We start from the raw sequence: 22068 nt of genomic DNA on the forward strand, positions 1-22068 counted from the left end.
CCGACGGATTGATTTGTTAAGTTGTTTTTTAAGGTTGATTGGTTTGAAAAACAGCATAATCGGCGTTAAGCCGCACACTTAAAGCATAGACATGCGGCAACCTCACTTGCAGCATTTGACTGGCAGCGTGGAGCTTCCTATGACCGTTAAACAGATGCGTGCCTTTCTCGCCGTGGCCCAGAGCCTGAGTTTCGCCGCTGCTTGCGAGCGCCTGCACCTCTCTCAATCGGCGCTGAGCCTGACCATCAAAGGGCTGGAGGAGGGTTTAGGTGGGCGCTTGTTCAGCCGCAATACGCGCAATGTCGCGCTGACGCCTGAAGGTGAGTCGTTGCTACCTCTGGCGCGTCGCTTGATCGCCGATTGGGACAACGCCGAGGACGAGCTGCGCCAGCGTTTCACTCTCCAGCGTGGCCGGGTCACCGTGGCGGCGATGCCGTCGTTTGCGGGCAACTTGCTGCCACCGATCCTGAAGATATTCCGTGCTCGTTACCCGCAGGTGAACGTGACGGTGCATGACCTGATCAACGAGCAGGTGCTGGAGATGGTGCGTGACCGTCAGGTGGAACTGGGCGTGGCGTTCGAGCCGTCCGAGGGTTCGTCACTGGCGTTCACCCCGTTGTACCTGGACCGGTTTATTGCGGTAGTGCCCGGAGATTCACCGTTGGCCCAGCGAAGCGAAATCGACTGGCAAACCTTGCTGGAGCAGCCGTTCATTACCCTGCAGCGGCCTTCCACGGTACGGGTGATGCTCGAGGAGCACCTGGGCGCGTTGCAAATGAAATTGCCGGTGGCGCTGGAGAGCCATCAATTGGCGACGGTGGGCAAGATGGTTGCCAATGGCCTTGGCGTCAGCGCCGTACCGGCCTTGTGCGCGAAACAGATGGAAGAGGCGGGCGCCCATTGCATCACGTTGAGCGATCCGGTGATCGAGCGACCGATTGGTGTGTTGACCAAGCCGGGCCATGAATTGTCGGCAGCTGCGCAGGTCTTGTTCGATATCTTTCGCGATGAAGCCGCTAAAGGCCGATTCCCATCGTTTTGATTACGACGCAAAACAAATGTGGGCGCTGGCTCGTCGGCGATGGCTATTAAAACTCAACATTAACGTTGAATATTAAACCGCTATTGCCGACGGGCCAGCGCCCACAGTGGTCGAGTATTACTTAGTAGTAGCGGTCGATTACTTTAACGTTCGAGCTGTCTTTGAAAGATGCCCAGGCATTGTTAAGTGTGTCGAATACCTGCTCGATAAAGTTTTGATCCGCAGCCGCCTTCTTGCCGACATAACCCTGGCCGCGGCGGTACATTTTCAGGCGCGCCGCCAGGTTACGGTTATTTTTATCGAATTCTTCCTCAAGGGTGTGGGGCGCCACGCAGTCGATATGGACTTGACCCGATTTTTCGACCCACAGGATATGGTCGTCGAGTGTGTCTTTCTGCGCTGCGAACATCTCAGCCAATTCATCGATAGTTGGTTGGTTGTTCAGATTCATAATGTAAGCCCCTTGACCAGTTGGCGATCTATCAGTTGATTCCGTTAAAACTGCTTAGTTGTCTCCGGCTCAGAAAGCCGGGCGTCAGTGACTGTCTGCCGAATACGGGCAGGGTCTTGAACCTGATGCATGTAGTTTTGCTGATGAGCGGCTACGCAATGGTTTCATCGCGAAGACAAGCAGCGTTTTAGCTTCTTGTACCGATCCTTGCCGGCCGGTCAGCTTCATCAATCTGCCTTGTGGGCAGTGCACATCCGGAAAAAACAGCTCGGCGGTCAGACGAGCTTGTTCAAAACACGTGTTACCAACGCTCCCGATCCGGGAGACGTCTCGATAATGCAAGGGTAAAAAGGTTACGTCAACGGTTATGTAGTTATTTTTTTCGAGCACTACATAAATCGTTGTAGGGACGGGGGAATGCGGAAAAACGTGACTTGGGCGTCATTTTTTGTGCGGTTGGTCGAAGGGGCGAGGTCATCAATTCAGTATGGAAACCTGTGGGAGCGGGCTTGCTCGCGAAGGCGGTGGGGCAGCCGGAACGCTTTTGACTGACGCACCGTCTTCGTGAGCAAGCCCGCTCCCACACGCAGCCCTGTTCACATTGTTGGTGCTACTGGCTCAATCGCTCGACCAGCAACGGCAGCAACCACTCGCAGGACGCCTCGATCTTCACCTGCAACAGCTCATCCCCGCGTGTCTTGCCCAGGTTGATGGCAATCACCGGCTTGCCTTGCTCCACCGCCGCCTTGCACAGGCGAAACGCCGAATAGGCCATCAGCGAAGAGCCCACCACCAGTAACCCCTCAGCCTGCTGTACCGCGGCCATTGCTTTGGCCGCCGTGGCCTGGGCGACGTTCTCACCAAAAAACACCACATCGGGCTTCAGCCGTTGGCCGTTGCAGTGCGGGCAGTGAGGGACTTGAAAGCGTTCTTCAAAGGCAGGATCGAGCAGCGTATCGCCGTCGGGCGCTTGCACGGCATCGACGCCGGCCAGGTAGGGGTTCTGATCTTCCATCACCCGCTGGATCACATCGCGCTCGCTGCGCTGCTGGCAATCCAGGCACAGCACTCGATGCAAACTGCCATGCAGCTCGATCACATCATGGCTACCGGCCTGGTCATGCAAGGTATCGACGTTCTGCGTAATCAGCCCGCTGATGCGTTCGCGTTGTTGCAGCGTGGCCAGCGCCAGGTGAGCCTTGTTCGGCTGCGCGACCCGCACCCGTGGCCAACCCAGCATCGCCCGCGCCCAGTAGCGGCGCCGCGCTTGCGGCGTGGCCAGGAATTCCTGGTACATCATCGGTGCCTTGCCCCGGCGCACGCCTTCGCTGTCGCGATAATCAGGAATGCCCGACGACGTGCTGATGCCCGCACCAGTCAGCACCACAAAGCGCCGTTCGGCCATCGCCCGGTGCAGGGTGTCGAGGTGGTCTTCTTGATGTTCCAGCGTGTCGAGCATGGGGTCCCCTATTCGCCGCGGATGTACTGCTCCAGTTGTTTGATCAGATCAGCCTGCTCGGCAATGGCTTCCTTGACCAGGTCACCGATGGACAACAGGCCGATCAGCTTGCCGTCTTCGACCACGGGCAGGTGGCGCAGGTGACCGTCCGTCATGATGTTCATGCACTTGTCGACGCTCTGGTGAGTATCGACGGTAATCACTGGCGAGCTCATGATTTCACTCACGGCAGTGGTCGCAGAGGAGCGGCCCTTGAGGATCAGCTTACGTGCGTAATCCCGTTCACTGATCACCCCCACGACTTTGCCTTCGTCCACAACCGGCAAGGCCCCGACGTTTTTGGCAGCCATCTGGATCAATGCCTCCATCACCGTCTGGTGCGACTTGATGGTGTGGACCTCCTGGTTCTTCTGGTCCTTGGCTTTGAGCACTTGTGCGACGGTTTTCATGGCGGCCACTCCGGTGTTGTTGTTAGGAAGTCAGCAGGTTCCTTACAGAATCCTAGACGGGCTACGGGGCTGCAAGGTCCAAAGCGGCGTTAAACCCGTCGAAAAACGTCATTCGCTGGATTTTTTCGTCTTTCACCCGGCATTTGTCGGCTTTTTCCCCCGCTTGGTACCGGCCGTTGTCTTGCGTGGCGCCGTCTTGCGCTTCTTTTTCCATGGCGTGGCGCCTCGGCCTGCCGGGCTGGCCGGGCCGGTGATGGTCATGCGCATACCATTGCAGCGCGCCACTTGCTTGCTCATCCACGCCGCCTGCTTGGCGACGAATTCTTCCAGGCTCATTTCACCGCTTTGCACCATGTCCAGCGCCTGTTCCCAGATCGCAGTGGTGCCCGGGTCGGCAATGGCTCGAGGTACGGCGTCGATCAGGCTGAATGCGGCCAGAGTGGCCGAGAGTGCCTTACCGTTTTTGACCAGGTAACCACGGTCCAGCAGCCCCTGGATAATTCCGGCGCGGGTGGCCTCGGTGCCGATGCCGGTGGTGTCCTTGAGTTTTTGCTTGAGCAGTGGGTCTTCCACCAGCTTGGCGACGTTTTTCATGGCCTTGATCAGGTCGCCTTCGGTGAAGGGTTTGGGCGGCTGGGTCCACAGGTCTTTGAGGTTGACCTTGGCCACCGCGTAGTCCTTGCCCTGCATCAGCGTCGGCAAGGCTTGCGGCGCGGGTGCCTCGCGCCCCTTTGCCGGGGCCAGTGCTTCGGGCAACGCGCGTTTCCAGCCTGGCTCGATGACAACCTTGCCGACTGCGCGCAACGCTTGGCCTGCGCAGTCGAAATCCGCCTGGGTGCGATCGTATTCATGGTTAGGCAGGAACTGCGCCAGGTAACGTGCGCGAATCAGGGTGTAGACCGCACGGTATTTACCAGTGAGCTGCACCACATCCTTACCGGCCCCGGTGGGAATGATGCCGTGGTGCGCGCTGACCTTGGCGTCGTTCCAGGCCCGCGAACGGCGCTGGGGATCGATGTGCGGCATCAGCTCGTTCACTGCCGGGTCCGCACGCCCCAGCGCAGCTAAAATCTTCGGCGCGTCACCGTGCTGGCTCAACGGCAGGTAGCCGCAATCACTGCGTGGGTAGGTGATGACCTTGTGGGTTTCGTAGAGTGACTGGGCGATATCCAGGGTTTCCTGGGCACCGAGCCCCAGTTTTTTGGAACAGATTTCCTGCAGGGTACCCAGATCGAAGGGCAGGGGCGCCACCTCGCGCATGCGCTCGGTGCGCAACTTCACCAGCCGCGCAGTGGCGGCGTTGCGCATGGCATCGGCAGCGTCGCGGGCCAACTGCGGGTTAAGGCAGCGGCCCTGGTCGTCACACGCATCATCCGTGGCGCGCCATTGGGCGGTGAAGGTCATGCGCTCATGGCGCAGATCGACATCGATGGCCCAATAAGCCACCGGCACAAAGTCGGCGATGCTGCGGTCGCGGTCCACCACCAGGCGCAAGGTTGGCGTTTGCACCCGGCCCACCGGCAACACGCCTTGATAGCCGGATTGGCGCCCGAGCAAGGTAAATAGACGGCTCATGTTCATGCCGATCAGCCAGTCGGCGCGCGAGCGACCCAGCGCCGAGTGATACAGGCTGAAGGTTTCGGCGCCCGGCTTGAGCGCGGCCAGGGCTTTGCGAATGGAGGCGTCATCCAGCGCCGACAGCCATAGCCGCTGGATCGGCCCGCGATAACGGCAGTGCTCGACCAGCTCCCGGGCGATCATCTCGCCCTCACGGTCGGCGTCGGTGGCGATCACCAGGTCCTGGGCTTCTCCCAGTAAACGCTTGACCGCCTTGTATTGGCTGGCGGTCTTGGGCTTGACCTGCATCTTCCATTTTTCCGGGACGATCGGCAGATCGGCCAGCACCCAGCGCTTGTATTTGGCGTCGTAGGCATCGGGCGGGGCGGTTTCCAGCAGGTGACCGATGCACCAGGTGACTGTGACCCCATTGCCCAGCCAGCAACCGTCGCCGCGCCGGCTGGCGCCGAGCACGGCCGCGATATCTTTGGCCTGGGAGGGTTTTTCACAGAGGTACAGCCGCATGGTCATCACGTCAGATCGGGTTGATGCCTTGCAGGATGCTGAGTCAGAGGGATTTGAGCAACCATTATCTGTATGGATGTACAGCAAAGTGTGTGAGTGCCACAACACGAAAGTGGGAGCGGGCTTGCTCGCGAAAGCGGTGGCTCAGTCAACGAATGTGTCGACTGGCACACCGCCTTCGCGGGCAAGCCCGCTCCCACAAGGGGTCTTAGGCGTCTTGAAGATCAGTTGTTATTGATGTCCACATTTCGGGTTTCTTTGAGGCAGAACAACCCCACGATCAGACTCACGCCAGTCACCACCACCGGGTACCACAGGCCATAGAAAATGTCGCCGGTGTACACCACCAGGGCAAATGACACAGTCGGCAGGAAGCCGCCAAACCAGCCGTTACCGATGTGATAGGGCAGCGACATCGAGGTGTAGCGGATACGCGTCGGGAACAGTTCCACCATCAACGCTGCCAATGGGCCGTAGCACATGGCGGCGATCAGGATCAGCACCACGATCAGCACCACCACCATGACCTTGTTGACCTGAGCCACATCCGCCGAAGACGGGTAGCCGGCGAGTGTCACCGCACCGCGCAGGGCCGCTTCGTCGAAACCGTCGATGCGCACGTCACCCACGCTTACCTGCACCGGGCTGCCGGCCGGGGCCGCAGAACTGCTGTACGGCAGGCCTTGCTTGACCAGGAAGGTCTTGACCTTGTCGCACGGGCTGTCAAAGCGCGCCTTGCCCACCGGGTCGAACTGAAAGGTGCACGTGGCCGGGTCGGCCAGCACGGTAATCGGCGCCTGATGGCTGGCCTGGTCCATCGCCGGGTTGGTGTAATGCGCCAGGCCCTTGAAGATCGGGAAGTACAGGGCGGTAGCCAGCAGCAGACCGAGCATCAGCACCGGTTTGCGCCCGATTTTGTCAGACAGCCAGCCAAACAGAATAAAGAACGGCGCGCCGATCACCACGCTGATAATCAAAAGCATGTTGGCCAGCGCCGGGTCCATTTTCAGGAATTGGGTGAGGAAGAACAGCACATAGAACTGCGCCGCGTAGAACGTCACTGCCTGCCCGCCGTTGATGCTGAACAGCGCGATCAGCACCACCTTGAGGTTTTCCCATTTGCCGAACGACTCGCGGATCGGCGATTTGCTGGCCTTGCCTTCCTCTTTCATTTTCAAAAACGCCGGCGACTCGTGCAGGCTCATGCGGATCCAGGTGGAAATGCCCAGCAGCACGATGGAAAACAGGAACGGAATCCGCCAGCCCCACACTTCAAACTGGTCGCCGGTGAAGTAACGGCAAGCCAGCACCACCAGCAGCGACAGCAGCAGGCCGAGGGTGGCGGTGGATTGAATCCAGCTGGTGTGCAGGCCGCGTTTGCCGGCCGGCGCGTGCTCGGCCACATAGGTGGCTGCGCCGCCGTACTCACCGCCCAACGCCAGGCCTTGCAACGTGCGCAGCACGATCAGGATGACCGGCGCGGCAATGCCGATGCTGGCGTAGGTCGGCAACAGCCCGACACAAAATGTGGCCACGCCCATCAGGATGATGGTGACGAGAAAGGTGTACTTGCGTCCGATCATGTCACCCAGGCGACCAAATACCAGCGCGCCGAACGGCCGCACCACGAAGCCGGCCGCAAAGGCCATCAAGGCAAAGATGAACGCGGTGGTGTCATTGACCCCGGCAAAGAACTGTTTGCTGATCACGGCCGCCAGAGCGCCGTAGAGGAAAAAGTCATACCACTCGAACACCGTCCCCAGAGACGAGGCGAAGATGACTTTTCTTGATTCGCTGCCGGTGCTCGCACGAACGGCCGAGCCCAGGGGTTGAGCATGTTCTGACATCGGGTAACCCTCACAGTGATTATTTATTGTTGTTCCACTGTCGGCGCCAACCTCGGCGCCGGTTGTCTCTGTGCAGGCGCCGGCCAGCCGGACGCCTGCAGGTCACGCGGGTGTGGTCATTTCTCTTTCCGGGGCAAGATTCCTTGTGTTCGGCGAAAGGATCAACTGCGCAGCCTTCTCCGCAATCATCAGTGTAGGTGAGCAGGTGTTACCCGACGTGATGCGTGGCATCACTGAGGCATCGGCGATGCGCAAACCCGGCACGCCATGTACGCGCAGTTGGGCATCGACCACGGCGTCTTTGTCGCTGCCCATGCGGCAGGTGCCCACCGGATGGAAAATCGTCGTGCCGATACGCGCGGTGGCTTCGTGCAGTTCCGCTTCGGTCTGCAATGAATCGCCCGGCAGGTATTCCACCGGCTTGAACTGGCTCAAGGCTGGCGCGGCGACGATGCGGCGGGTCAGGCGAATCGCGTCGGCGGCCACGCGCAAATCCTGCGGATGGCTGAGGTAGTTGGGCCGAATCAACGGCGCATCTGCCGGGTTGGCCGAACGGATGTCGATACGGCCGCGGCTTTGCGGGCGCAGGTCGCAGACCGAAGCGGTAAACGCCGGGAACGCATGCAAGGGTTCGCCAAAACGCTCCAGTGACAGCGGCTGCACATGGTATTCAAGGTTGGCTGAGGTCTGTTCCGGGCCGGAGCGGGCAAACGCGCCGAGCTGGCTGGGCGCCATCGACAGCGGGCCGCTGCGGTCATACAGGTAGCGCAAGCCCATGCCCATTTTGCCCAACAGGGTGCCCGCGATCTGGTTCAGGGTGCGCGCGTTTTCCAGTTTGTAGATCAGGCGCAGTTGCAGGTGATCCTGCAGGTTGCCGCCCACGCCGGGCAGCTCATGCACCACGTCGATGCCCAATGGTTTGAGCACATTGGAAGGGCCGATCCCCGAGCGTTGCAGGATGCCCGGCGAGCCCACGGAGCCTGCGCACAGTACGATTTCCTTGCGCGCTTTCCAGCTCATCTGCTGGCCGTTTTGACGCCCGAGCACCTGGGAGGCTCGGCCGTTTTCCAGCACCACGCGCTCCACTTCGACCTCGGTCAGCACGGTGAGATTGGGCCGCTGGCGGATCGGCTTGAGAAACGCCTTGGCCGCATTCCAGCGCACGCCGGCCTTCTGATTGACCTGGAAGTAGCCGCAGCCCTCGTTATCGCCCCGGTTGAAATCGCTGATCGGCGCGATGCCGCTTTGCGCCGCAGCATCGCGAAAGGCATCCAGGATCGGCCAGTGCAGGCGCTGTTGCTCAACGCGCCACTCACCGCCGTCGCTGTGAAATTCCGAACCGCCGGCGAAGTGGTTTTCGCTTTGCTTGAACAGTGGCAGCACGTCTTTCCAGGCCCAGCCCGGGTTGCCCTCGGCGGCCCAGCCGTCGTAATCCTGGGCCTGACCGCGCATGTAGATCATGCCGTTGATCGACGAGCAGCCGCCCAGCACCTTGCCGCGCGGGTAACTCAACGCACGGCCTTGCAGGCCTTCCTGGGCTTCGGTCTTGAAGCACCAGTCGGTACGCGGGTTACCGATGCAGAACAGGTAGCCGACGGGAATATGAATCCAGGGGTAATTGTCGCGGCCGCCAGCTTCGAGCAGCAGCACGCGGTGGGCGGGGTTGGCGGACAGTCGATTGGCCAGCAGGCAGCCTGCGGGGCCGGCGCCTACTACCACGTAATCGTATTCAGCAGCTGCAATGGGCATCTGAGGTCTCGCTTGTTTTTCTTATTGGCTCCATCCTAGTTGTTAGTTTTCGTCTTAAAAATGTTAGTTTTTACCCAGCTGCTGTGCGTTTTTAAACAGTGCCTATAGCCACTGCGATGAGCGCAGCTGCTGACTGTCCACGCAAGGGAGGCGATATGTTCGACTGGAATGACCTGCGGTTTTTTCTCGAATTGCAACGCAGCGGCCGCTTGCTCACCGCGGCCCAGCGCCTGAAAACCACGCACGCCACTGTCGCCCGGCATATCGAGGCCATCGAAAAGAGCCTGGGGACTGCGCTTTTTGTGCAGCACGCGCAGGGCTACGAGCTGACGCCGTCCGGTGAAGCCTTGCTCAAACACGCCGAGGCCATGGAAAACGTCGCGTTGCTGGCCGAAGACGAACTCACCCATTCCGCTGCGCCCCTGGGCAAGATCCGCCTCGGCGTGGCCGAAGGGTTGGGCGTGATGTTTCTTGCCAGCCGCATGGGTGGGCTGTTTGACCGCTACCCAGGTTTGGAAGTCGAACTGGTGGCCGTGCCGCGCTTCGTCAGCATTCTCAACCGGGAAGCGGAAATCAGCATTCACCTCGAACGCCCCAGCGTCGACCAACTTGTCACGCGCAAACTCACCGACTACCGCCTCGCGCTGTACGCCAGCCGCGCGTATCTGGACCGCAACCCGCCGATTGAAAAGCGCGAAGACCTCGCCGTGCATGCATGGATCGATTACGTCGATGACCTGCTGTTCAGCCAGGAACTCAAATTCCTCAGCAGCTTCTGCCGCAACCCCAAAGTGGTGTTCCACAGCACCAGCGTGATCGCCCAGCACCAGGCGGCGCGCTCGGGGTTGGGCATCGCTGTGTTGCCGTGCTTTATGGCGGCGGGTGACCCGGACCTGGTGGCGCTGCTGCCGGCGGAGGGCATTCAGCGCAGCTACTGGATCAGCTCGCGCCGGGAGCTGCACAAGTCAGTGCGGCTGCGGGTGTTGTGGGATTACGTGGTGGAGTTGTGCGCAAGGGAGCAGGGGTTGCTGCTTGGCGAATCCAGCTGAAGAAACCGGATCAGCCTGCAACACAGCATCCCTCTGATGGCATGAGATCCAAATGTGGGCGCTGGCTTGCCTGCGATGCAGACGCCTCGGTAGATCAGGCATAACCAGTTGCTGCCATCGCAGGCAAGCCAGCTCCCACACAAGCCAGTTTCCACATTGCATTTGCGTTGACGCTGCCTTCAGAGCTTCACCACCTGATGCACCTGCTCGGCACATGCCCGCGCCTCGTCAATCATTTTGCCAAACGCTTCGCTGGCGACCTCGGCGTGGGTCAGCCAATGCGTTTTCTGGCTCAGGCGATAGTGATACCGCAGCCCGTCGTCCGTGCGCTTGCCGTCCAGGTCCAGGTCGTACCACGGCGAGCGCACCTGGCAGCCGGGGATGGCTTTTTCCATCTTGCCGCCGGTCAGCGTGAAGCTGTAGTCGTAGGTCTGCGGGTTGCCCAGGTACAGGTCGGCCTGTTGATGGTGACGGCGGTAGTTGATGAAGCCATCCCAGCGCCCTTTGAGTGACTCATCGGTATAGACGTAGTCATTCGCGAGTTTTTCCAGGGCACGCTGGTCGTTCAGGGTGGCGCGGACGGTGTAGCCGTCGTGCACCACAAAGGTCGTGGGTTGGCGGGTGATCTGGCAGTCGCTGATCTCGTTGCCAAAATGCGCGCAGAGGTTCTGGTCGGTGGCGGTGGTGCCTTGTTGGCGGTCAGCCACGCTCATTTGCATCAGCGGCAGGCGGCCGAAGGTGATGGTCGCCTGGGTGGCACCATTGCCCTGTTTGTCAAAGTGCACCTGTTTGTCCAGACGCAGAGTGGTTTCGGGGCGCTCCAGCGGGATCTGTTCTTCGCGCACCTGGCCCTGAGCGTTGTTGACCAGCACCCAGCGGTCCTGGATGTCGGGCAAGGTCTGGCCTGGGGCAAACACCGGGTTGGTCGGGTCGAGCCACCACACCTGGCCGTCCACTTCGGCGCGCACGATCGCGTGGTTCGGTGCGTTGGTGCCGGGGATCAACAAGGCGTACGCCACGTCGCCGCGGCTGACCCAGGCGGTTTCAGCCTTGATGCCGCTGGCCTTGAGCATCGCCGTCAGCAGGATCGCGAGGTCTTTGCAATCGCCGTAGCCGTGCTGCTCGATTTCCGCGAGGTTGAACGGCACGTAGCCACGCTCTGTCGCGCGCCAGTCGCCCAGGTAGCGGTAGTGATCGTTGATGTGCTGCATCAGCGCGGCGACCTGTTCCGCCGGCGCCAGGCCGCTGGCCGCGGCCACAGCGGCGGCGGCTTGCGCAGGCAGCCTGGCGGCAAGTATCTGGTTGTAGCGCTGGGCAAAATCACCGAAGTAAGCCTGGCGATCCACAGTGCTGCCCACTTCCAGGCGCGGAATGCGCTGTAGCGCAGCGCTGGACAATTCGTTGATGTAGTAGAGGTAGGTCGGGGCTTTTTGCACCACGTCCAACGTCTTGCCATTGGCCGACGGGGTTACGGTGAAACCGTCGAACAGCTCACTGCGCCACAGGATCGGCCGTTCGGCGGTAAAGCGCGCCTTGACGTGGTCGCGACGGAACGCGCTGGGGCCGAAGGTGAGGGCATAGTGAAACTGACTCACCAGCGGTTTGGCCGCGCGATGTTCGCGCACGGTGTAGCGAATCTGTGTGCCCACGCGCAGGTTCGGGAAGGCCAGGGAGGTCTGCTTGTCGCGGCTGAAACCCTGGTCCGGGTTGGGCGCGGTGCGCGTGTCGATTTGTGCGGCGTCCAGCGCGACCGGCTTGGCGCCAGGCTGGGTGGACTGGGCGCTGATCACCTCGAAGGTGTCGCCTTCGGCGTAATCGAAGTCAATGCGCGAGAGCATTTCGCGGCCGTTGGGTGTGAGGATCGTGTAGTGCTGGGTGGTGGTGCAGTCGGTGCTGGCGTCGCGGTTGAAGTGGCAATGCAGCTCGGTGTCACTGGCCAGCGGGGCTTCGGCCATGGGTTGCAGGGCGGCGTTAACAGAATGGGTAACCAGCCCCAGGCTGATGACAATCAAAGAGCGGTGAAACGGAAAACGGTGCATTGGCGCCTCGGGTGACACATTGAAACAACTGCCCAACGGGCAGTGAGAAGGCGCCGGATGATAATGGATCGCAACAACAAAAACCAGGATTGTTCGACAATTTATCTGGCTGAAAGGCCCGTGCTAGAGCCTTTTTCTTGATTTGGGTCAAGGTTTGCGCAGTTCAAACTCAGCGCTGCCGAGCTGCTCGCCGTTGACCAGTACACGCACCCGATGCGTGCCCGGGTAGTGCTTGCGCGTGGTCAGTTCACGAATAGGGTGTTCGCGCCGAATGTTGTGGTGTTCGCCCGCGCCCAAGGTGAATGCCTTGAGCTTGAACACCTTGGCCGCACTGTGGCCGGCGCTTTTTACATAGTCGATGGCGTAATCCACCACCAGTTTTTGTGGGGCGGCCGCAGTGGATTCGAGGCTGAATGACAGCGTGATCCGTTCCCCCAGGTTGATCACGGCTGGCGTGACGGCCAGGTGATGCATCTTCACCTCGGCCTTGGCCCCGGCGCCGATGATCGTCAGTGCGCGGGTGTTGCCTTGCTTGATCAGGTTGCGTAAGGCGTGGCGGGCGATCCAGGCGGTGTGCGGGTTGTCCAGGTTCCAGCCTTCGATCAGGCCGAGTACCCATTCCGGATGGTCCTTGGTGATGTCGTTGAGGTGGTTGGCCACCGACTTGCGCACGTACAGGCTGCTGTCGGCGTTGAGGTTGTCGAGGATCGGCGCGCACAGTTCGGGGTTGGCCTGCACCTCGGCCAGGCGAAAAGACCACGGCAGGCGAGGGCGCGAGCCTTCGCTGGCCAGGCGGCGCACGTGTTCGTTGGCATCCAGCGACCATTGCTGCATGACCGCCAGGGTGCGTTGGAAGTCGTTCAGCAAGAAAGGGCGGATGGCAAATTCGGCAGAGCCAAAAGTGGTGAAGTATTTCAGCGCGGCCATGGACCGCCTGAAGTCACCCTGGCCGTAAGTTGCCACGTAGTGCGGCAGGCACAGGCAGACAAACGCGCTGTTCAGGCGCGGAGCAAGGGCGTAAAGCAGCGTGAGCGTTTGCGCGTAATCCAGCGCGATCACGGCGTGCAGGCTTTCGCTGACCCGCGCCATGCGCTGCATCACCGACAACTCGGCAAGCCCGGCACTGGCGTGCTTGAGAAAACCCTTGGCGTCGAACGCCGGGTACACCGCCGACATCTCGCGGGCGATGTGCTGCAGGCGTTCGGCGTTGAAGATTTCCTTGAGCGCTGGCGCGCTTTGCTCGGGCATCGGTGCTTCCTGAGTGTTAGAGAAACCAGCGGTATTCCCGCGCGTTGATCTCGTGTTGAAAAGCCAGATGGTCCTGGCGTTTGTTCTCGCAATACACGTCGACAAATTCTGCGCCGAGCTTATCGCGCACCACCGGCTGATGTTGCATGGCGCGCACGGCGTCGAGCATCTCAAGGGGAAATTCGGTGCCGCTGAGGCGGTCTTCGTTCAAGGGCGCGATGGGTTCCTGCTTGGCTTCAAGGCCATGCTCAAGCCCTGCCAGGATCGCCGCCAGAACCAGATACGGGTTGGCATCCGCACTGGCCAGGCGGTGCTCGATGCGCAGGTTGCGCGGGTCTGACTCGGGAATGCGCACGCACGCATCGCGGTCTTCAAAGCCCCAGCTGGCACGGGTCGCTGCGTTGACCGTGCCACCCAGGCGGCGGAAGGCGTTGTGGTTGGGCGAGAAGATCGGCATGCAGTGCGGCAGCAATTCCAGGCACCCGGCCACAGCATGGCGCAGCGGTTGCTGCTGGTGCGTGGCGAGCAGATTATTGCCCGCCGCGTCGTAGAGGCTGACATGCACATGCATGCCGCTGCCGGGAAATTGCAGGTAAGGCTTGGCCATGAAGCTGGCACGGTAACCGTGCTTGAGCGCCACGCCACGCGTGCTGCGGCAGAACAGGGCGGCCCAGTCGGCGGCACGCAGGCCGTCATCGAGGTGGCCGAAATTGATTTCGAACTGGCCCGGGCCGATTTCGGCGGTGATCACCGTGATGTCGATGCCCTGGTCCTTGGCGGTTTGCGCCATGTCGTCGAGCACCTCGCTGAAGCGCGACAGCCGCTCGATATGCAAGTTGGGCTGGTCATCGGCGTCCTCGCTCAGCGGGTCGCGGGCGAATTGCGGCAGGCCGTTGTCGAGTTTTTTGTCGAACAGGTAGAACTCCAATTCGAAGGCCACCACCGGATGAATGCCCTTGTGCTGCAGGCGTTCGAGCACCTTGGCCAGCACTTCGCGCGGTTCGAACTCGATCGGCGCCTCGGTGCCGTCCGAGGTGATCAGCATCTGCCCCAGCGGCTGCGACTCCCAACTCACCGGCTTGAGCGTGCCTGGCACCAGACGGCGGTTGGCGTCCGGATCGCCGTCGTGAAAGCAATAATCACCAATCTTGAACAGCCCGCCCTGCGCGCCGAGCAGCACGGCGTTTTGCGGCAGCTTCAGCGGGCTGCCGGCGGCGACTTTTTCCAGCATGTCCACCGGGTAGCGCTTGCCGTAGAAATGCCCCGGAATGTCCAGGGCGATCAGGTCGACATAACGCACCTCGGGGTGGTTCTGGCGAAAGCTCCGTACTTCGGCCAGCAACGTGGAAGACTGGTTTTTCACAGGTGTTGCTCCTAGTTGTAAACCCACAGCACGCGGGCGGGCAGGTCAGTCAGGTTGGCGTAACGGCAATGGGCGAAACTGGCCAGGTGGAAGCTGTCGCCAGCGCCAAGGGTGACCGAGTCCGGCTCGCCTTCCACCCACAGCGTCAACTCGCCCTCCAGCACAAAACCGGCCTGCTCGGCGCGGTCGCTCATGGTTTGTTCACCGCTGTTGGCACCGGGCGCGAGCAGGCTGTCGAGCATCGAAAAGGCGCCGTTCATGCTCGGCGAGACCAGAATGTCGGTGATGCCGTTGGCGTAATACACCGTGCGCCGCTCGTTGGGGCGCGTGACCCAGTCCACCGCCTTGGGTTTGGGCAGGCTGTAGAAGTAGGTGGTGGGCACGTCGAGGGCGTGGCTGATGGCGGTCAAGTCGGCCACGGTGGGGCGCGACAGGCCACGTTCGACCTGTGACAGGAAACCCACCGAGCGCTCGATTTTTTGCGCAAGTTGCGCCAGGGTGAGTTTCTTGTGTTTGCGCAGGTCGTGGATCAGCGCGGCCAGGGTGGCGAGTTCTTGTTGTTGGTTCATGAAATTTATGTCGAGAAATTTCATGAAAAATTACAGGATTAATTTCATGGGGGCAAGGCTGATGGATCTTGAAGCGCATCTGTTTTCGTTAGAGCAGGCGCTGCAGCAGAGCACTACACGCAGCGATGCCGCGCAGCTTGAACGTTTGCTGGCGGATGACTTTGTCGAATTTGGCGCCAGTGGCAATGTCTGGGGCAGTAAGGCCGAAGTGATTGCCGGGTTGCAGGATGAGGCTTTCAGTGCGCGCCGCATGACGGAGTTTGCGGTGAAAGCACTCAGTGACGGGGTGGCGCTGGTGACTTATCGCGGTTACCGCGACGGCGTCGGGGAATCGTTGCGCAGTTCAGTGTGGCGGCAGGAAGAAGGGCAGTGGCGGATGGTGTTCCATCAAGGCACGCCGGTGTAACCCCTCGCCACAAGGATTGAAGGCGGGCTGAATGATTCCGCGCGCCCGCGGTCCGAACCTGGGTACGCATCATTCATTGAAGGAGCACCCATGAAGTCCAAAACCCTAGCTGCTTGCCTGTTGCTGACCGCGGGCCTGTCCACCGCCAGCTTTGTCGTGCAGGCCGGTGATACCCCGCAGGAAACGGTGAAGCCTTCGAGCATCAACGCACGCGATTTGAAAGAAGGCGACCGCGCCCCGGACATGCTGATGCGCAAGGAGTCGGCGGTCAGCGACTGGAAGAAACGCGGCCTCAAGCAACCCGAAGAAGACAGCCAATGGGCCCGCGTGGGTGACAAGTTCGTGCTGCTCAAAACCACCAACGGCACGATTCTCGAGATCACGCCCGTCAAGAAATGACCGGTCTTTTTTGCCTGCTCTTGCGTTAAGGTAACCGACCCTACAGGTCGCGTTACCTCAAACGGATGAGAGCAGGATGCTTGCCACCATCAGAAACTACCCGCGCACCGTTAACCTGTTGCTGTCCGCCACGTTACTGCTGACGTTGGCCAAGGCCATTACCTTTCCCTATCTGGTGATTTACCTCACCCGTCACTTCGGCCTCGACATCACTCAGGTCGGGTTGGTGATCGGCAGTTCGCTGATTGTCGGCTCATTGCTCAGCGTGTATGGCGGCTTTCTGGTGGACCGCGTGAACAGCTACAGGCTGTTGTTGGGCTTGAGCGCGCTGTTTGTGCTGGGGTTTATCGGCACCGTCGTGGCTCAGGGCATCTGGCTGTTCTACAGCTGCCTGATCCTGATCAACCTGGCCTATGCCGTCATCGACATCGCCATCAAGGCCGGCTTCGCCAGCTTGCTGCCCGAAGACGCGCGCAGCGAAGTGTTTTCCATCAAGTACACCCTGACCAATATCGGCTATGCCGTCGGCCCGTTTTTTGGCGCAATGGTGGCCAAGGTGGATATCAGCTTGCCTTTCGTTCTCTCGGCGCTGCTGGGCCTGGGGTTTTTCCTGCTGTACTGGCGCTGGGGTGATCGCAGCCTGGCCAGCGTCGATGCCACGCACAAACCGCTGGCGTTTCTCGCCGTCGGCCGCGTGCTGCTCAGCGACCATCGCCTGGTGTGTTTCACCTTGGGTGGCGTGCTCAGTGCAGTGGTGTTCGGTCAGTTCACGGCGTATCTGTCGCAGTACCTGGTGACAACCACCACCGCGCAATATACCTACACCGTGATCAGCGCCGTGCTCACCACCAACGCCGTCCTGGTGATTGCCTTGCAGTACGTGATTGGCCGGCGCATCTCGCACCGCCACCTGAGCCAGTGGCTGATCGCTGGCCTGGGCATGTTTATGCTGGGGGTGATTGGGTTTGCCTTGGCCACCAGCGTGCTGTGGTGGGTGCTGGCGATGGCGGTGTTTACCGTAGGGGAGATCATCGTGTTTCCGGCCGAGTACATGTTTATCGACCGAATTGCCCCTGACCACCTGCGCGGCATGTATTACGGGGCACAGAACCTGTCCAACCTGGGCGCCGCGCTGGGGCCGGTGTTGTGTGGGCTGGTGTTGGCCAGCCTGCCGGCCCACTACATGTTTTACATGCTGGGGGCGTTTACCGTCGGTGGCGGGGTGTTCTATTTCATGGGTGCGTCGCTAAAGGCAAATCATCCAACGTAAGCTTGCCGACGTTGTTGCTTTGCAATTCGTAGCGCAACTCTTCCACCATCTTTTCCACTTCCTGCGGGGTCTGCAGCCGATTGGTGCTGATCCCGGTCACCACCAGGTCGACCCGGCCGGTTTGGGCGTCGAACACCTTGAGGGTCAATGAAGCGTCCCGGCACAAGGTGAACTCGCAGGTCAGCGGCGACAGGCCTTCTTCGATGCAATTACGCAATTGAGAAAGGGTGAACATCTTGCTCAGGCTCCTCAACGACGGCGCAGCAACAGGCCTACCAGCAGGCCTGCACCGGCGACAACGGCGACGGTAGCCAGCGGTTTATTGCGGGCGAAATCACTGACCGTATCCAGCGCGTCGCCATAGGTCTGCTGCAATTGCCCGGCGGCCTGGCGCGCAACGCCTTCGGCTTGCAACTGCTCATCACCGGTCAGGTCGCCAAGAAAACCCTGGGCCTTGCCTGCAACTTTCTCGACGGCGCCTTTGACTTGTTCGCTTTTCATAGTGCATTCCTTCAAGAGATCAAACCAATACGGCACGGGACTCATAGCCCTGTGCCCACCCTTCAAGGTTAAGCACCTCGTTATGCGCAAATAAGGCGAATTTGCACCGGTCGTACTAGTGCATTTGCACTTTATTTTTTGCTTTTTACCCGTAATTCCCCGGCAAACAGCCCGCGTTCACGGGCCCAGACGATCGCCGCACTGCGGCTATGCACCCCCAGCTTGGAGTACACCGTGGCCACATGGTTACGCACGGTGTTCGGCGCCAGTTTCAGGCGCGAGGCAATCTCCTTGTCGGCCAGGCCTTCGCAGATCAAACCCAGCACATCGCGTTCACGGGCCGTCAGGTCGGTGAAGGCCACGTTCGGCAAATTGGGGCTGTTGACGCTCTTGGCGTTGGCCAGTTTCTCGATCAGCGTCTGGCTGAACCAGGAGGCGTCCTGCATCACTTCCTCGATGGCCGCCACCAACTCCAGCTCTGAGCGTTTGCGTTCGGTGATGTTCATCATCACCAGCAAATAGCACGGCACATCCTGGATCAGCACGGTGTCGGCGGAGACCACACAATCGATCACCTCGCTGCCTTTCTTGCGCACCTTGAGGTCCAGGCCGTCGAGGTTGCCGGCTTTTTCCAGCGTCGCAAACAGTTGCGCGCCTGCCTGAGGGCTGTCGATGAAGTGAATCTCGTCGATGGTCTTGCCGATCAGCTCTTCACTGGTGTAGCCCGTGATGTTCATGAACGCTTCGTTGATATCCACCACCTGCCGGTTGGCGGCGCTGCACACCAGAGTCGGCACCGGCGTCAGACGGAACGATTTGGCAAAGCGCTCCTCGCTCTGGCGCAGGGCAATTTCCGCCTTGCGCCTTGGCTCCAGGTCGGTGAAGGAAAACAGCATGCAGTCTTCCTCGTTCATGTCCAGCGGCTGGCCCGCGACGATCACCAGCTTGCTGCCGCCTTCGGGCAGGCGCAGCTCGGCCTGCATCTGCGGGATGGTTGCACCTTCGCCCAGGCGCTGGACGGCCAGGTCCTTGCGCTCGGCCTGCTCCAGCACGTCCAGTTCATACACCGAGCGACCGATGACCTGATCGCGGCTGTAGCCGGTCATTTCCAGAAAACCTTGGTTGACCTTGATATAGCGCAGGTCGCTCAAGCGGCAGATCACGGCGGGCGCCGGGTTGGCGTTGAAGGTTTTCTCGAAGCGCTGCTCGGCGCTGGCCCACTCGGTGGCGTCGCTGAGGATCAGCACCAGCAGCTCGGGTTCGCCCTGAGTGTCGGTCAGCACCAGGCTGCGCAAGCGGTGCACCCAGCTGCGGTTTTCGTCGGCGGCGGGTGTGACTTCTACCACCACATCGCTGAACTCTTCACCGGCGGCCACGCGGCTGAGCGGGTAGCTCTCCAGCGGCAGCGGATGGTTGTTGCGATAGCGCAGCGCGAACCGCTTGGCGTATTGCGCAGTATTGACACCCAGCGCCTCGACCTCGCTGACCCCGTGCATGGTCAACGCCGCTTCGTTGGCCCAGAGGATGGTCTGGTCAACCTCGGCCAGGATCACGCCGTCGGACAGTCCGGAGATGATCTGCTGCAATTGGCGGCGGTTGGTTTCTTTGGCAAGAACGTCCTGGGTCATGGTCTCTCCGGGGTATGGGCGCATGGCAATTACGACACTTGGGCTTGAGGATAGTGCAGAGAAATTGCCCGGCGCGGGGTGCGAATGCACCAGAAGGCCTGGTGCATTTGCGCGAGGACGGCCGTCCCTGCGCTCGCCAGACTAAAACGGTCAACCACTCAAAGGATTAATCATGACCACTGTCTATGAAACCAATCGTTCACCGTTTCGCGTGTCCTGGAGCTCTGTGCTGGCGGGTAGTGCAATTGCCCTGGTGACCTACCTGGTGCTCAGCGTGCTGGGCACGGCCATCGGCGCCAGTGCGGTCGACCCGATGCAAGCCGGTAACCCGTTGCGTGGCTTCGGCACGGGCGCCGGGATCTGGCTGTTCGTGTCGACGCTGGTCGCCATTGCCGTCGGTGCGTTTGTGGCGGGGCGTACCGCGCCGGATCGCGGCGGCCTGCATGGCGTGCTGACCTGGACGCTGACCACGCTCTTCACCACCTGGCTGCTGGCGGCGCTGGCGTCAAGTGTGGTGGGCACGGCAGGCAATGTTGTCGGCAAAGGCCTGTCGGCTGCCGGCAGCGGCATCGCCGCCGCAGCGCCAGGCATCAGCGACAGCGTCAAGCAGCAGCTGGACGAGCAGGGCATCCACCTGGATTGGAACAGCCTGCAAGGCCAACTCGACACCTTGCTCAAGCAAAGTGGCAAGCCTGAACTGGACCCGGCCAACGTCGAGCAGAAAACCGACCAGGCTGCCGCCGATGGCAAGCAGACGGCCACGGATGCCGCGACCAACCCGGCCCAGGCCGGTGATCAGCTCAAGCAATGGTTCGAGCGCGTGAAAGCCTCCGGTGAACCTGCGTTGAATGCGGCGGATAAAGACGCGCTGGTCAACATCGTTGCGGCCCGTACCGGCAAGAGCAAAGAGCAAGCCACGCAAATCGTCGACAACTATGCGCAGGCTTATCAGCAAGCCATGCAAAAGGTCGATGAGCTCAAGCAACAGGCCGAGCAGAAGGCCCGTGAAGCAGGCGAAGTCGCCGCCAAACAGCTCTCGCGTGCAGCCTGGAGCACCCTGGCCATGCTGCTGTTGGGTGCGGCACTGAGCTTCTTCGTCGGCCGCACGGCGTTGACCACACGCCGCGTACCTTTGGCTTAACCGTGTCAGCGGCAGGGACGCCGCTTTTCACTGACACCAAACATGCGAGTGTCAGCGCTCCATTCCCGTGCAGTGCCTGAGCATGGCGTGTTGGGCTTCAAGGAAGAAGACAGCGGGCGCAGCACGTCGGTGCTCGACCGCCAGTTCGTGTGCGTGCCGCCGCAAAGCAGCCATTCTTCCTCATCACTCACTGCTGCGGCATACGCGCATGTCGGTTCTGGAGACCGCCAACAGCGTCGGCTATGAATCACCGTCGTACCTGGCCCATGTGTTTCGGTGTGTGCTGGGTAGGTCGCCGGATGAGTGGCGGCGCGGCTGACATGCCTGGGTCACACTCGCCCCCACAGTTGATTGGGTTCCTTCAGTTCGATTGCCAATCTTTCATGGCCCGATTCCGCGCATGATCCGGCCGTCGCAGATTTCCCTGCGGTTTCGCCGGGACGCGGCGGGGCAGGTTCAGGGGTGCTGGCTGGGTGGGCCGATGGAATTTGCCGAGGCGCATTCATGAACATTCGCGGCAACATCGATGCCGTGGGCCAGTGCTGTCCGCTCCCACAGGTTACAGAGCGAAGCCGATAACCTATGTGCCTGAATGAATGCGTAAAATAGCGGCCTTTTACGCGAATCACGCAAAGGTGCCCCTTGAGCGCAGGCAAAGCCGTCGGACTGTTACTCCTCACCTCAATGCTGGCGGCGTGCGGCACCTCGCCGCCACGCACGCCGAATGACCTGTGCGGCATCTTCCGTGAAAAGGGCGACTGGTACGACGCCGCCAAAGTCACGCAAAAGCGCTGGGGGGTGCCGATCCAGGTGCCGTTCGCGATCATGTACCAGGAGTCCGGTTTCCATCAGGATGCCCTGGCGCCGCGCAAATACCTGTTGTGGATCATCCCCTGGGGCCGCGTCTCTACTGCCGCCGGCTATGCCCAGGCCAAGGATGAAGTGTGGAACGACTACCGCAAAAGCACGGGCCGCAGCGGCGCCAGTCGCCAGGACTTCGACGACGCTATCGATTTTGTCGGCTGGTACATGGACAAGACCTACACCATCAACGGCGTGTACAAATACGACGCCTACGGCCAGTACCTGAACTATCACGAAGGCTGGGGCGGTTACCGCCAGCGCACTTACGCCGCCAAAGCCTGGCTGCCGCCGGTGGCCAGCAAAGTGCAGGCGCGCTCGCAGATGTATGCGGCGCAATATGCAGGCTGCAAGGATGATTTGGGGCGGGGCTTCTGGAGCCGGTTCTGGCATTGGCTGTAAAGCCTGCCGCGGCCCTGCCACTCAGACAAGGCTCAACGATATCGCCGTGGCGCGGGAACACGCGCCCTCGCCACTATCTATCTAACACCGCGCGTACCGGCCGTTCTCCATGC

22 protein-coding genes are annotated in these 22068 nt (G+C 60.9%); 9 read left to right on the top strand and 13 right to left on the bottom strand.

Annotated elements, in window-relative coordinates; all coding sequences use genetic code 11:
• The first annotated feature begins 139 nt into the window (after positions 1–139).
• Positions 140–1042, top strand: coding sequence for a LysR family transcriptional regulator (locus tag FPT15_RS18205; RefSeq protein ID WP_145163403.1), 903 nt, complete (start codon positions 140–142; stop codon positions 1040–1042).
• Positions 1043–1163: 121 nt separating this feature from the next.
• Here the strand turns inward: FPT15_RS18205 and FPT15_RS18210 are convergent, their stop codons facing one another.
• From FPT15_RS18210 to FPT15_RS18240, 6 genes are all read right to left on the bottom strand, one after another.
• Positions 1164–1493, bottom strand: coding sequence for a hypothetical protein (locus FPT15_RS18210; RefSeq protein ID WP_106579931.1), 330 nt, complete (start codon positions 1491–1493; stop codon positions 1164–1166).
• 610 nt (positions 1494–2103) lie between these two features.
• The gene (locus FPT15_RS18215; protein ID WP_145163405.1) at positions 2104–2952 is read right to left on the bottom strand and encodes an NAD-dependent protein deacetylase; all 849 of its coding nucleotides are present in this window, start codon (positions 2950–2952) and stop codon (positions 2104–2106) included.
• 8 nt (positions 2953–2960) lie between these two features.
• On the bottom strand, positions 2961–3401 hold the full coding sequence (locus FPT15_RS18220; protein WP_145163407.1) for a CBS domain-containing protein: 441 nt from the start codon (positions 3399–3401) through the stop codon (positions 2961–2963).
• A 132-nt stretch (positions 3402–3533) separates the two neighbouring features.
• Entirely contained in the window at positions 3534–5483 is a 1950-nt protein-coding gene (locus tag FPT15_RS18225; protein ID WP_145163409.1) for a DNA topoisomerase III, read from the bottom strand.
• 224 nt (positions 5484–5707) lie between these two features.
• Entirely contained in the window at positions 5708–7330 is a 1623-nt protein-coding gene (locus FPT15_RS18235) for an MFS transporter (protein WP_145163411.1), read from the bottom strand.
• A 102-nt stretch (positions 7331–7432) separates the two neighbouring features.
• Positions 7433–9079: a GMC family oxidoreductase gene (locus tag FPT15_RS18240; protein ID WP_145163413.1), complete on the bottom strand. Its 1647-nt coding sequence runs from the start codon at positions 9077–9079 to the stop codon at positions 7433–7435.
• Positions 9080–9234: 155 nt separating this feature from the next.
• On the opposite strand from FPT15_RS18240, the gene FPT15_RS18245 reads away from it, so the two are divergent.
• Positions 9235–10128 carry a LysR family transcriptional regulator gene (locus FPT15_RS18245; RefSeq protein WP_145163415.1) on the top strand — a complete coding sequence of 298 codons (894 nt, stop codon included), beginning with the start codon at positions 9235–9237 and terminating at the stop codon, positions 10126–10128.
• A 179-nt stretch (positions 10129–10307) separates the two neighbouring features.
• On the opposite strand, the gene FPT15_RS18250 is transcribed toward FPT15_RS18245, so the two are convergent.
• The 4 genes from FPT15_RS18250 to FPT15_RS18265 all read right to left on the bottom strand — a co-directional run bounded on the left by FPT15_RS18250 (position 10308) and on the right by FPT15_RS18265 (position 15347).
• Complete coding sequence (locus FPT15_RS18250) at positions 10308–12167, bottom strand: DUF3857 domain-containing transglutaminase family protein (protein ID WP_145163417.1); 1860 nt, start codon at positions 12165–12167, stop codon at positions 10308–10310.
• A 147-nt stretch (positions 12168–12314) separates the two neighbouring features.
• The gene (locus FPT15_RS18255) at positions 12315–13415 is read right to left on the bottom strand and encodes a DNA alkylation repair protein (protein ID WP_145163419.1); all 1101 of its coding nucleotides are present in this window, start codon (positions 13413–13415) and stop codon (positions 12315–12317) included.
• A gap of 16 nt (positions 13416–13431) precedes the next feature.
• Positions 13432–14778: a glutamine synthetase family protein gene (locus FPT15_RS18260; RefSeq protein ID WP_145163421.1), complete on the bottom strand. Its 1347-nt coding sequence runs from the start codon at positions 14776–14778 to the stop codon at positions 13432–13434.
• Positions 14779–14789: 11 nt separating this feature from the next.
• Positions 14790–15347 carry a helix-turn-helix domain-containing protein gene (locus FPT15_RS18265; RefSeq protein WP_145163423.1) on the bottom strand — a complete coding sequence of 186 codons (558 nt, stop codon included), beginning with the start codon at positions 15345–15347 and terminating at the stop codon, positions 14790–14792.
• Between FPT15_RS18265 and FPT15_RS18270 the strand changes: the two genes are divergently transcribed.
• From FPT15_RS18270 to FPT15_RS18280, 3 genes are all read left to right on the top strand, one after another.
• Positions 15346–15753, top strand: a complete 408-nt coding sequence (locus tag FPT15_RS18270; RefSeq protein ID WP_256676491.1) for a DUF4440 domain-containing protein — start codon at positions 15346–15348, stop codon at positions 15751–15753. The genes FPT15_RS18265 and FPT15_RS18270 overlap by 2 nt on opposite strands.
• A gap of 90 nt (positions 15754–15843) precedes the next feature.
• Positions 15844–16152, top strand: coding sequence for an RcnB family protein (locus tag FPT15_RS18275; protein ID WP_106579940.1), 309 nt, complete (start codon positions 15844–15846; stop codon positions 16150–16152).
• Between the two features lie 76 nt (positions 16153–16228).
• Positions 16229–17422, top strand: a complete 1194-nt coding sequence (locus FPT15_RS18280; RefSeq protein ID WP_145163425.1) for an MFS transporter — start codon at positions 16229–16231, stop codon at positions 17420–17422.
• Here the strand turns inward: FPT15_RS18280 and FPT15_RS18285 are convergent.
• The 3 genes from FPT15_RS18285 to FPT15_RS18295 all read right to left on the bottom strand — a co-directional run bounded on the left by FPT15_RS18285 (position 17385) and on the right by FPT15_RS18295 (position 19551).
• Positions 17385–17657 carry a DUF1652 domain-containing protein gene (locus tag FPT15_RS18285; RefSeq protein ID WP_145163427.1) on the bottom strand — a complete coding sequence of 91 codons (273 nt, stop codon included), beginning with the start codon at positions 17655–17657 and terminating at the stop codon, positions 17385–17387. The genes FPT15_RS18280 and FPT15_RS18285 overlap by 38 nt on opposite strands.
• Before the next feature lie 14 nt (positions 17658–17671).
• Positions 17672–17923 (bottom strand): CsbD family protein, encoded by a 252-nt coding sequence (locus tag FPT15_RS18290; protein ID WP_145163429.1) that lies wholly within the window; start codon positions 17921–17923, stop codon positions 17672–17674.
• Positions 17924–18054: 131 nt separating this feature from the next.
• Entirely contained in the window at positions 18055–19551 is a 1497-nt protein-coding gene (locus tag FPT15_RS18295; protein WP_145163431.1) for a PAS domain S-box protein, read from the bottom strand.
• A 172-nt stretch (positions 19552–19723) separates the two neighbouring features.
• Between FPT15_RS18295 and FPT15_RS18300 the strand changes: the two genes are divergently transcribed.
• The 4 genes from FPT15_RS18300 to FPT15_RS18315 all read left to right on the top strand — a co-directional run bounded on the left by FPT15_RS18300 (position 19724) and on the right by FPT15_RS18315 (position 21955).
• Positions 19724–20692 (top strand): hypothetical protein, encoded by a 969-nt coding sequence (locus FPT15_RS18300; protein ID WP_106579945.1) that lies wholly within the window; start codon positions 19724–19726, stop codon positions 20690–20692.
• A 42-nt stretch (positions 20693–20734) separates the two neighbouring features.
• The gene (locus tag FPT15_RS29805) at positions 20735–20938 is read left to right on the top strand and encodes a hypothetical protein (RefSeq protein WP_178119712.1); all 204 of its coding nucleotides are present in this window, start codon (positions 20735–20737) and stop codon (positions 20936–20938) included.
• On the top strand, positions 20901–21011 hold the full coding sequence (locus FPT15_RS18305; RefSeq protein WP_256676492.1) for an AraC family transcriptional regulator: 111 nt from the start codon (positions 20901–20903) through the stop codon (positions 21009–21011). Before FPT15_RS29805 ends, FPT15_RS18305 begins: the two co-directional genes overlap by 38 nt.
• 323 nt (positions 21012–21334) lie before the next feature.
• Positions 21335–21955 carry a hypothetical protein gene (locus tag FPT15_RS18315; RefSeq protein WP_145163433.1) on the top strand — a complete coding sequence of 207 codons (621 nt, stop codon included), beginning with the start codon at positions 21335–21337 and terminating at the stop codon, positions 21953–21955.
• Positions 21956–22068: the final 113 nt, after the last annotated feature.

The sequence above is a fragment of the Pseudomonas sp. RGB genome (assembly GCF_007713445.1).
In the GTDB taxonomy this organism is placed as follows: domain Bacteria; phylum Pseudomonadota; class Gammaproteobacteria; order Pseudomonadales; family Pseudomonadaceae; genus Aquipseudomonas.